General features: G+C 36.9%; 9 protein-coding genes and 1 pseudogene. 3 read left to right on the forward strand and 7 right to left on the reverse strand.

Features of this window, described 5'->3' with window-relative positions; translation table 11 throughout:
* Positions 1–138: 138 nt before the first annotated feature.
* The 4 genes from PZE06_RS24590 to PZE06_RS24605 form a co-directional block, all read right to left on the reverse strand.
* On the reverse strand, positions 139–336 hold the full coding sequence (locus tag PZE06_RS24590; protein WP_151026266.1) for an alpha/beta-type small acid-soluble spore protein: 198 nt from the start codon (positions 334–336) through the stop codon (positions 139–141).
* Between the two features lie 169 nt (positions 337–505).
* Positions 506–1,828: a (Fe-S)-binding protein gene (locus tag PZE06_RS24595; RefSeq protein WP_151026267.1), complete on the reverse strand. Its 1,323-nt coding sequence runs from the start codon at positions 1,826–1,828 to the stop codon at positions 506–508.
* Positions 1,825–3,237: a glycolate oxidase subunit GlcD gene (glcD, locus tag PZE06_RS24600; protein WP_151026268.1), complete on the reverse strand. Its 1,413-nt coding sequence runs from the start codon at positions 3,235–3,237 to the stop codon at positions 1,825–1,827. Before glcD ends, PZE06_RS24595 begins: the two co-directional genes overlap by 4 nt.
* Positions 3,238–3,426: 189 nt before the next feature.
* Positions 3,427–4,533: a CdaR family transcriptional regulator gene (locus tag PZE06_RS24605; RefSeq protein ID WP_151026269.1), complete on the reverse strand. Its 1,107-nt coding sequence runs from the start codon at positions 4,531–4,533 to the stop codon at positions 3,427–3,429.
* A 216-nt stretch (positions 4,534–4,749) separates the two neighbouring features.
* Between PZE06_RS24605 and PZE06_RS24610 the strand changes: the two genes are divergently transcribed.
* Complete coding sequence (locus PZE06_RS24610) at positions 4,750–6,105, forward strand: TrkH family potassium uptake protein (RefSeq protein ID WP_151026272.1); 1,356 nt, start codon at positions 4,750–4,752, stop codon at positions 6,103–6,105.
* 5 nt (positions 6,106–6,110) lie between these two features.
* Here PZE06_RS24610 and PZE06_RS24615 read toward each other — a convergent pair whose 3' ends face one another.
* The gene (locus PZE06_RS24615; protein ID WP_151026270.1) at positions 6,111–6,449 is read right to left on the reverse strand and encodes a DUF3905 domain-containing protein; all 339 of its coding nucleotides are present in this window, start codon (positions 6,447–6,449) and stop codon (positions 6,111–6,113) included.
* 174 nt (positions 6,450–6,623) lie between these two features.
* Here PZE06_RS24615 and PZE06_RS24620 point away from each other — a divergent pair, with 174 nt between their 5' ends.
* Both PZE06_RS24620 and PZE06_RS24625 read left to right on the forward strand, forming a co-directional pair.
* The gene (locus PZE06_RS24620) at positions 6,624–6,791 is read left to right on the forward strand and encodes a hypothetical protein (protein WP_191963595.1); all 168 of its coding nucleotides are present in this window, start codon (positions 6,624–6,626) and stop codon (positions 6,789–6,791) included.
* Positions 6,784–6,924: a hypothetical protein gene (locus PZE06_RS24625; RefSeq protein WP_191963596.1), complete on the forward strand. Its 141-nt coding sequence runs from the start codon at positions 6,784–6,786 to the stop codon at positions 6,922–6,924. Before PZE06_RS24620 ends, PZE06_RS24625 begins: the two co-directional genes overlap by 8 nt.
* Positions 6,925–6,963: 39 nt before the next feature.
* Here PZE06_RS24625 and PZE06_RS24630 read toward each other — a convergent pair.
* Both PZE06_RS24630 and PZE06_RS24635 read right to left on the reverse strand, forming a co-directional pair.
* Positions 6,964–8,702, reverse strand: a pseudogene (locus tag PZE06_RS24630) (B12-binding domain-containing radical SAM protein).
* 347 nt (positions 8,703–9,049) lie between these two features.
* Positions 9,050–10,636 (reverse strand): L-lactate permease, encoded by a 1,587-nt coding sequence (locus PZE06_RS24635; protein ID WP_151026271.1) that lies wholly within the window; start codon positions 10,634–10,636, stop codon positions 9,050–9,052.
* Positions 10,637–11,056: the final 420 nt, after the last annotated feature.

Raw genomic sequence — 11,056 nt, forward strand, 5'->3', positions numbered from 1 at the left:
AGAAATGGGAAGGCGGACATATCCAACAATGGGCTATGGTCATGAATCAACTGTTAATTCATGACCACCTGAAGAATCGTGTAAAGAAGTATCTAGAATAACTTACACACTTTTCTTGACAAACCCTATGAGAGTTACTTACTTTTGCTGACCAGAAAGCCCGGACTGCGCTTGTTTTACAAGCCTTTTTGTAATTTCTCCACCAACGGAACCGTTAGCTCTCGAAACGGTATCAGACCCAAGATTAACACCAAATTCTTGAGCGATTTCGTATTTAACCTGGTCTAAATATTGTTCAATGCCAGGAACTAATAATTTGTTGCTGCTTCTTGCCATTTTTCTCAACTCCTTTATTTTGTTTGAAACAAGGGTTAAAAACCCCCTGTAAAAATAGTATTTGAGATGGAATCAATTTCATGAGTGGTAAATTTGTCAAGAAGTTTAAAGGGAAAAATATAAGATAAAGGAACTGAAAATTTTCAGTTCCTTTTGGATAATGTTGTGATTATTTTACAGCTTCCATTAGTAAATCAACAATATGGACAGCACGCATTTTCTCATTTAAGCCTTCTCTTTCAATACCAAGCTTCATTTGTAGCAGACAGCCTGGATTTGCCGTTACGACGGTGGAGGCATGTGTTGCCTTTGTTTGCTCCATCTTGTAATCAAGAATTTGCATCGACATTTCAGATTCAACAATATTATAAATTCCGGCGGAACCGCAGCATCGATCTGCATCCTTCATCTCTTTAAACTCGATGCCTTCGATCGTTTGTAAAAGTGCTCTTGGTGCTACTGCTGTTTTCATTACATTGCGTAAGTGACAGGAATCCTGATAGGTTACAATTTGATAAGGGAGCTCTAATTTAACTTTCTCATGAAAGCCTACTTCATAAAGAATTTCCGTAATATCTTTGATTTTATTTTTAAAAGCTAGTGCGCGCTCTTTCCATGCTGGATCGTCTTTTAAGAGGTGATCGTAATCAACTAAAAATGCCCCACAGCCACCTGCGTTTGTAATAATATAATCAGCATCCAAATCCTCAAATGCTTGAATGTTCTTTTTGGCAAGTTCCTTTGAACCATCCTTTTCACCACTGTGTCCATGTAAAGCCCCACAGCAATTTTGACTCTCTGGGATGATAATTTCACAGCCAGCAAGCTGCAATAATTTCATTGTTGCATTATTGGTTTCAAGAAACATCGTGTCCATTAAGCAACCCGTAAAAAAGGCAACTTTTTTCGTCTTAGGTGCCTCTGCAGGTAAAAATTGTGGACGGTTTTTCATTTCTTTCATCGTTGGCACTTTTGGTAGGACGCGTTCCATTGTTGCTAGGCTTTCGGGAAAAAGCTTCATAATACCAGTAGCTCTAGCAACCTTTTGTAATCCTGAACGCTGATAAAATCCTAGCAAACCGGTAATGTTTCTCATGCGATTTTGATGTGGAAATAGTCCTTCAAAAACCGCTTTTCTCACTGTTCTTACAGGTAAGGAGTGCTTTTTATTTTGATTGATAATATCGCGGGCTTCTTCTAGTAAATGACCGTAGTTTACTCCTGATGGACAAACTGGTTCACATGCTCGACAGCCAAGGCATTGATTTAGTGAGGTCTCAAAATCCTCATCTGGTTCAATTAGACCATCAACAACCGCTTTCATTAAGGCAATTCTTCCCCTTGGAGAATGGGATTCTTTATAGCCAGAAGTAATATAGGTGGGACAACTAGGTAAACAGAAGCCACAGCGCATACAATTTAATAATTCATCTTCATCCATGCGCTCTTTAAATTGATCTTGGATTACTTGTTGTTCTTGCAAAGTTGTCATTGTCCAATCACCACACGTTTTCTGCTATCCTTGGCAAATATTTTTCCAGGATTCATAATATTGTTTGGGTCAAGAGCTGCTTTTACTGCCTTCATTGCTACAATACCTTCTTGACCAAGTTTTAATTCTAAATACGGAGCTTTCATAATGCCGACGCCGTGCTCACCAGTAATAGTGCCTCCAAGCTCGATCGCTTTTTCGAATATCTCTTCAAACGCTTTTTCTACTCTTTCCATTTCTTCCTTGTTACGAGCATCAGTTGGAACAGTAGGGTGGAGATTACCATCTCCTGCGTGTCCGAAGGTACAAATATTCAATTGATATTTCTCAGCAATTTCATTGATAGCCTTAACCATGTTCGCAACTTGTGAACGAGGAACGGTCGCATCCTCGAGAATAGTCGTTGGCTTTAAGCGAGCTAATGCAGAAAGAGCCGTTCTGCGAGCAGTTGTTAACGCTTCTGCTTCAGCCTTTGTTTTCGCTATTTGCACCGATACGGCATTTTCTTCAGTACAAAGATCAGCAATCTTTTTAATGTCTCTTTCCACAACCTCAGGAGGGCCATCCTGTTCGATTAATAAGACTGCTTTTGCATCAGTAGGAAGTCCAATTTTTGCATAATCCTCTACGACTTTCAGTGTCGCTTGATCTAAAAATTCGAGTGTCGCTGGAATAATTTTATTCGCTATAATCTTCGAAACGGTTGTAGCTGCTGCTTCAAGGTCTTCATATAAAGCAAGCATTGTCTTTTTTGTCTCTGGAATCGGCACAAGTTTTAAGGTAGCTTCAGTAATGATTCCTAGTGTGCCCTCTGAACCAACATACAATCTCGTGAAATCGTATCCAGCTACATCTTTGGCAAGCTTTCCACCAGTTCTAATGATACTCCCGTTAGCAAGTACAATTTCAAGTGCAATGACATAGTCGCGAGTGACCCCATATTTTAACCCGCGTAGACCACCTGAGTTTTCATTAATATTGCCCCCGATTGTCGATGTTTTCATGGAACCTGGATCAGGAGGGAAGAACAGACCTTTTGTTTCTACTGCATTGATTAAATCAAGGGTGATAACGCCAGGCTGAACTGTGGCAGTTAAATTTTCTTCATCGATCTCCAAAATTTCATTCATGTGTTTAAATAGAAATACTAATCCACCTTCAGTAGGACATGTGCCGCCGCATAAATTTGAACCTGCGCCTCGTGGCACAATAGGAATATGATGTTCATTACAAATTTTCACTAGCTCAGCAACTTCTTCAGTGTTTCTAGGACTTACTACTCCATCGGGGAGGGCTTGAAAATTTGGTGTAGCATCATACGAATAGGTTAGTCTTCCTACTTTGCTATCATCGAAGTTTTCGGCTCCTACAATAGAGATAATCCTTCCCTTTATTTCTTCGTTAATCATAAATGCATTTCCCCCGTCATTTTATTTACCTTTAAAACGCTTACAGTATAGTCGTAATATTACTTACTCACTATAAGTATAAAAAATAGATGGGAAATCTTCTATGTATATTTATATAAAAAATATTAATGTTATATCTTTATTTTTGTCTGTTTATCCAAATGGTCTTCTGCCCAGTTTTTAGTCCAGTCATTGTTGATTTTCTAAGAACTGAAGTGCTAAATAAAGGACAAATAAATCATCGACATTGCGAGGATCTAATTTCGTTAAATCCGTGATTTTTTTCAGGCGGTAATGAAGTGTATTAATGTGAATATGTAAAGCCTGAGCCGTGTTTTTTAAGGAGAAATGATGCTCAATTAGTTTTTTTAATGTAAGTATAAGCTCATCTTCCGACAGTAACCCTTTTATTGTTCTCTTGACGAAATCATCTCTCGTTTGCTGACTGATTTCATCGAGAATCATGTCTAAAGCGAGATCTTCATCAAAAACAACTTCACGCATTGTTTTACACGCATTTAAAGCTCTAATTGCTTGTTGATAGGAATTTTGAATTTGCAGTGATGGAACGGCTAATCCAACTCCGACAGAAACATCTGTTTGCAAACAATCTAATAAAAATTGGTGAAAACGTTTAGCTTTTTCTCGACTGTAATTTTGCTTTTGTTTTTGCGGAGTAAGCAGATAAATGATGCGGTTATTTCCCCATCTCGCAATGATTTCAAATTTCCCCTTTTCCTGCCAAGACAAAATCGATAACCAGACATCACGGTGGAGAAATGAGGGATCTTGCTTTACTTCAGCAATCATTACTTGGCGCTCAATATCCATGTTGATATCGAGAAGATGTGCTCTATCCATAAAATTTTCGTTCCATTCTTTTAAATAAAGCCAATCAAGAAGAAATGCCTCTATTGAACGAGACTGCCAATCAAACTGTTCTGTATAATAACTTTCACTAATAAGAAGCTCGGTCATTTTGCGGATGATTTCACCAAAAGGAGATATGGCTTCAGGACTACCGGTAATGCCGATGACGCCAACGACGTTACCTTGAAAGAAAATGGGTAAATTTATCCCTGCTTTCACTCCTTTTAAGATCGCCTGATCAGCCTCTGAAATAATAAGTTTTTCCTTTCTTTGCGAGGCAATTAACGCTCCTTCATGAAATGAATTTACTCTTTTTGGATCAGTACTTGCGATAATCATTCCGTTTATATCGACGACAATAATGTCTTCATTTAATAATCTTCGTACCTCTGAAATGATCTTATCTGCTAGTTCTTTATAGAGCATTATTTTCGCCTCCTTTTTCTATTAAGTATAATCGATTTCGTTTAAGAGGGGAGAGTAATTAATAAGAGCGAAATGGAAGCAGCTTTGAATTTATCAAACAAAATTTCCGTAAAAGCTTTAAATATAGAACAAATTTCTTTATGATAGGGGAATAGATAATGAAATTAGTCGAATTCAAGAGTGGAATGGACTAAATTAAGCAAAGAGGAACAAAAAATGTGGACAAATGTTAAAATCTTTCTTAAAAAACGAACACCAGCACAAGTAATTGTCGGTTATTACGCTTTGGCAATCACAATCTCAGTTCTGTTGTTGCGAATTCCAGCGGTGCATAAAAATGGAGTAGAAATTCCTTTCATTGATTCGGTATTTACTGCGGTGAGCGCTGTCAGTGTAACTGGTTTAACAGTTATTAATATTTCCGAGACATATAGTATGTTTGGAATCTTCGTATTAATGGCGATCCTCCAATTTGGAGGTATAGGGGTCATGACGTTAGGAACTTTTTTTTGGCTTTTGCTTGGACGTAAGATTGGTTTAAAGGAACGTCGCTTGATTATGGTCGATCAAAACCAAACAAGTTTAGCAGGGCTTGTTAATTTGATTAAAGATATTTTAAAAATCATCCTTTTGATTGAATTAATTGGAACACTTATTTTAGGGATTTATTTCTTAAATTATTATTCAAACTGGCAGGATGCTTTTTTTCATGGTCTTTTTGCATCGATTAGTGCGACAACAAATGGTGGTTTTGATATCACTGGTCAGTCACTTGAACCATACGCAAATGATTATTTTGTTCAGTTGATTAATATTATTTTAATCACGCTCGGTGCTATTGGTTTTCCAGTTCTAATTGAAGTAAAACAATTTTTAATTAAAAAGGAAAATCAACAGGCATTTCGTTTTTCCCTTTTTACAAAATTAACTTCATTAACGTTTCTTGCTCTTCTTGTATTTGGAACAGTAGTTATTTTTCTGTTAGAGTGGCGCTATGCTTTTATAAATGAAACATGGCATAAATCATTTTTCTATGCCCTATTTCAATCTGCTTCAACAAGAAGTGGAGGGCTTGCGACGATAGATGTAAGCAATTTCTCACAGGCAACCTTAATCGTCATGAGTGGTTTGATGTTTATCGGGGCATCACCAAGTTCGGTTGGAGGAGGCATTAGAACGACAACTTTTGCTTTAAATATTCTTTATTTATGGCATTTTGCCAAGGGAAATCACCATATTAAAATTTTTCGCAGAGAGTTACATGAAGATGACATCCGCAAGTCATTAGCCGTAACGATGCTTGCTTTTGCATTATGTACGACTTCCCTTGTAGCCCTATCCATATCAGAGGATCATTCATTAATGGAGCTCATGTTTGAAATATGTTCGGCATTTGGTACAACCGGTCTATCGATGGGAATCACTTCGGATTTATCCTCGTTTGGAAAAATCGTTATTATGCTCTTAATGTTTATCGGTAGAATTGGACTTCTTTCATTCCTCTTTATGATCGGAGGGAAGGAAGAAAAAACAAACTATCATTATCCAAAAGAAAGAGTAATTATTGGATAAAAACCCTAATCTTTTCCGTGGCTGACATCTTTTGTGGGATGCATAAATGGAAAAGCATTAGGTTTTTTTTTGCTCTCAATTAACTCTATGTTTTCTCGTGTATTCCAACCAATATCATTTGTCGGATGAATCCACTCTTCACCAGACATGATCGCCGGATCGATTTCATCGCTCCACTGCTCAAGTGGGGAATGGGCAGATGAGTAATGACTATCACCGATAACCACACCAAAATCATTTATAAATGGTCGCTCCATTTTCATATTTGTATCTTTAAAATCGGGTGAATTAATTTGGTGAGGCATTGTTTCATCAACCGTAATTTTCTTAAGCTTCTTCTTCAACGTCGTCACTCCTTTATTAGATATAATTTTAATTTCTCCAAAGGATAGTTCGATTATCGATGAAATAAAAGGGAGTGTATTGTTAAAATCTTTGTAAATAATAATGTGTAAGGAACGTCATAAAGATCACGTTTCCGAAACAATAAGAGCGATGAGTTATGAGGAGGATGCAAAATGGCAAAAAGAAAGGCTGAGTATAATGCTGTGGCGAAACATAGTAGAACGCCAAAGAAAAATATAGAAGAAGCAGAGTTTTCTGCTGAATTTGCTAATGGTGAAAATGAAATGAAGGGTTTTAATCGCAATTCAAAAAAAGGGAGAAAGGGGAAAAGAGATGAGTAAGAAAAAAAAGCAGGCAGCAAGTCGTGTTGAATTTGGAAACGAGTTTGGTGATATGAATGCGGCCAAACATCATGAGATCCCGTTTGCTAGTAAAGAAAAAAAGGATGTTTCAAGTAAAAAGAAAAAATGTTAAAAAACACACGGTCGATTGGACCGTGTGTATCGTATAGGATTATTTTTTTACATAATAGAAATTTGCTTTTTCCCGAGTTGAATCAAAATGAACAATCATAATCGTGTTTGCTTTTACAATTTTATCCTTCTCCCAATATTCTCCTAAATCAAATGGTATTTCTTCAACAAGCGTATGCTTTTATAGATCCCTTTCATTTAAATGTAACGCTTCAAATTTTTGTCCAATTTGTAATCGATTCTGAAGAACAGCTTGATAAACTTTTGAACGCTCCTGCTTTGTTAGTGTTGGTTCCCACCACGGTTTTCGCGGTTTGTATTTCGTTTTCGATAAATAGTCAATTTTCATTAATCCAACAACCGTTTCAAGTTCTTTAAATTTGATAAATTGTAAAAACTGAACAAGTCTTTTAAATAAGTCTTCTAATTGGTGGCCAATTCTTGCCCATCCTTGAGTTTCCCAATAAGAGCCAAATTCCTGAAAGAAATCGAATGGGGAAGGGAAATGTTGGAAGAGGTATTCAATTGTATGATCCATGCGATGATCATTCCAGTATTTTTCAAGAACATCTTCCACTTGTTTGATCTTTATAATATCTTCAAAAGAAAGTACGTTGTTCCCCAGTATTTCATATGGAGAGTGATCCATATAAATATACTGATGCTCATCTGCTCGAATTCTTAAGCCTGTACCGCGGAGCATCTTTAAAAAACCTAATTGAAGCTCTTCAGGCCTTAAGGCAAACACATCGTTAAAGGTTTTACGAAAAGAAAAATAATCTTCTTCGGGTAGCCCTGCGATTAAATCTAAATGCTGAGCAATTTTTCCACCGTCTTTTACCATTGTGACAGTGCGGGTAAGTTTCTCAAAATTTTGTTTTCTCATCACAAGTTCATTTGTAAAATCATTGGTTGATTGCACACCAATTTCAAAGCGAAATAATCCCTTTGGAGCTTCTTTATTTAGAAACTCGATCACTTCAGGTCGCATAATATCTGCTGTAATCTCAAATTGGAAGACAGTACCTGGTACATGCTCGTCAATAAGAAATTGAAACATCTCCAGGGCGTAGCTACGGCTAATGTTAAAGGTGCGATCCACAAATTTAATCGTTTTTGCACCATTGTTCATTAAATAGCGAATATCTTCTTTTATTTTTTCCCTGTCAAAATAACGAACTCCTACTTCGATTGAAGAAAGACAAAATTGACAATTAAACGGACATCCACGGCTTGTCTCTATATAAGTAACTCTTTTCGATAGATGGGGAATATCCTCTTCAAATCGAAAAGGTGATGGAGCTCACGTAAATCAACTTTATTGCTTTGTGGTGTAATGCGAATTCGTTCACCTTCACGGTAAGCAATTCCCATCACTTGCGAAAAATCATGGTTGTGATTGAGTTGGTGCAGAAGTTGCTTGAAAGTCTCCTCACCTTCGCCAATGACAATAAAATCAATGTCTGTTTCTCCTTCCATCCATTCGTACACATCGTAGGTGACCTCAGGTCCGCCAAGTACAATGCGAATGGAGGAATTTATCTTTTTAATCATTTTAATCACTTTAAGTGTCTCTTCAATATTCCAAATATAACAGCTAAAGCCAATAACTTCGGGTTTTCTTTGAATTAAGTCTGTGACGATATTTATAATTGGATCTTTAATCGTAAATTCAACGATTTCAACATCAAATTCAGGCTTCGCGTATGCTTTAAGATAACGAATTGCTATATTGGTATGTATGTACTTAGCGTTTAACGTAGTGCAGATAATTTTCATGTTTCACAGACTCCTCTGAGCTTTTTTAATAACGAAAGTGTGAGTGATTTAGATAACTACATAAGTATACATGATTGTTGGTGATTAGGACAAAAAGAAAATAAAGTAAAAAAACGATAACTATATAATAGAAGATATTGAATTAAATCAAACAAAGCCCATCGAAGAATTTCGATAGGCTTAAATTTAAAAAGACGATAATGGTTGGCTCAATATGAGTATATAAAAGATTTTTCTTGTTTAAGCTAAAAAATCGGAGTTTTTGACTTAAGCTGTGTGAAACCTTCGTTTCACACAGCTTTCATTAACACTGAAAGCTTGAGAAAATGAGCCAAAATTCCTTTTTATTAAAGCAATGCTAGAGCAATAAAACCTGCCAGTCCAGCTAATAGTCCGTATAGGATAGCAGGAATTAATGTTTTACGGATAATCTCTCCTTCTTTACCTGCTAAACCAACAACTGCACTAGCTGCTACTACGTTATGAACACAGATCATGTTACCTGCTGCAGCACCAATTAATTGAACAGCCAATACAACATTTGTGTCAAGTCCAATCTGAGTGGCAACATTATATTGAATCGGCGAGAACGTTAATGTAGAAACAGTGGCACTTCCCGTAATAAATGCACCGAGTTCTCCAAGGAACGGAGCGACAAAAATCCAAATAAATCCAAGATTTTCCGCAAAGCTTGTCGCGATATACTGCGGCATACTTAAAAGATCATTCGTATTAAGACCAGAATTGCTGAAAACTTGTACCATTGCCAATGTTGCAATTAGTGAAATGGATGTTGTTTTCATAGAGGACAAAGATTCTTTTGCAGCATTTGTAAAGGTCTTTGTTGATTTCCGTTGAATGATAAACGCTAATATGGCAGCAATTGTTAAAATTGTCCCCGGCGAGTAAAGGAATTTCCAATCAGAATTAATAGAATCAATTCCTAGTATTCCAACCCAAGAAAGATCAATGGCCGTATTGGTAAACTCTTTTAACCACGGGACAATCCTGGTTCCGAGCAATAATAGAACAACAATTAAGTAAGGTGACCACGCGGTAACAAGTCCCATACTTGATTTTGTTGTATCAACCTGAAATCCTTCTTTCATCGCTTCTTTCCACTCTGTTTTCGGTAGGAGGAATCCGCTCTTAGCTGTTAACGATGCGACGATTAAACCTGTTAGTGCTGCAAGAATAGAAACGAATTCTTGACCAAATAAAACAGAATATAGATAGGCTGAACTTGTATACACGATCCCTACTAATAATGTCCAAGGAATCATAGGAATTGCATCTTTGATGCTCTTTTTTTCCCCGAAAAAGCTAGTTAGGATGCAAACGAGAATCAAAGGAATAAACGTACCAGCACCTAAATCCAATAATGTAATCGTCCGACCAACTTCATTAAAAAATGCAGTATCAGCTCCAGGTATATTACTTAAACCAACTGCTACAGGTGTACCTACTGCACCAAACATTACTGCGGTACTATCGGCAATTAAGGCGATCGTTGCCGCAGCAATCGGTCTGAAACCAAGGGCAATCATTAAAGGTCCAGTAACCATAGCAGGTGTGCCGAATCCAGCAGCACCTTCGATAAGCGATCCGAATAAGAATGCAACAATGATCGCTTGGACACGCATGTCAGCGGAAATAAATTGAAAGCCTTGATTGATTCTAGTGATCGCTCCTGTATTACGCAATGTGTTTAGTAATACCAATGCTCCAAACAGGATCCAGAGTATTGTAAAAGTTTTATGAGTCCCTTGTAAGACAGATGAAAGAATAACTTTAGAATCCATTCCCCATGCCGTAAGCGCTAACAATATAACGATAACTGCACTTATTGACATTCCCTTTATGGCAGGCATTTTAAATAGAACTAAAAAAACAAACGGTGCAATAATCGCACTTAAAGCAACAAGTAGTAACATCCCCTATCTCCCCATTTCCAATTTCTAAGTTTCATCTTCCGCTAATGTGAGCGTTATCATTAAACGCTTACATAGCGAGTCCCATATCACATTCCCCGCTAGTCTTCATCAGAGTAGCTAAAACCATCATCTAAATGAACAGAATAGGAATCGTTTCCATACTTACATATCACAAGATGATAAGGTCATCAGATGACTAGATGTTTCAAATTATATTTGGTTCGACAACATATTTCAACAGTTTTTTCAAAATTTTATCTATTTTTTTAGTATGACTACATTTTCAATACTATTAACTCAACTTTCGCACCTTGAAAATCGACCTTGTTTTAGGTCTATTAAAGCTTTAAGAACAATCAACTTTGTTCCTTGACTATTGCCTTTAAACAAGAAAAGGCACCTGCTTCTTTGGTATAGTGG

This window comes from Robertmurraya sp. DFI.2.37, assembly GCF_029211245.1.
Taxonomy (GTDB): Bacteria; Bacillota; Bacilli; order Bacillales; family Cytobacillaceae; genus Robertmurraya; species Robertmurraya methanolica_A.

Excerpts from the sequence above, each read along its gene's own strand:
- PZE06_RS24590 (WP_151026266.1), bottom strand. The coding sequence starts at position 336 with ATGGCAAGAAGCAGCAACAAATTATTAGTTCCTGGCATTGAACAATAT.
- PZE06_RS24595 (WP_151026267.1), bottom strand. The coding sequence starts at position 1,828 with ATGACAACTTTGCAAGAACAACAAGTAATCCAAGATCAATTTAAAGAG.
- glcD (WP_151026268.1), bottom strand. The coding sequence starts at position 3,237 with ATGATTAACGAAGAAATAAAGGGAAGGATTATCTCTATTGTAGGAGCC.
- PZE06_RS24605 (WP_151026269.1), bottom strand. The coding sequence starts at position 4,533 with ATGCTCTATAAAGAACTAGCAGATAAGATCATTTCAGAGGTACGAAGA.
- PZE06_RS24610 (WP_151026272.1), top strand. The coding sequence starts at position 4,750 with ATGTGGACAAATGTTAAAATCTTTCTTAAAAAACGAACACCAGCACAA.
- PZE06_RS24620 (WP_191963595.1), top strand. The coding sequence starts at position 6,624 with ATGGCAAAAAGAAAGGCTGAGTATAATGCTGTGGCGAAACATAGTAGA.
- PZE06_RS24625 (WP_191963596.1), top strand. The coding sequence starts at position 6,784 with ATGAGTAAGAAAAAAAAGCAGGCAGCAAGTCGTGTTGAATTTGGAAAC.
- PZE06_RS24635 (WP_151026271.1), bottom strand. The coding sequence starts at position 10,636 with ATGTTACTACTTGTTGCTTTAAGTGCGATTATTGCACCGTTTGTTTTT.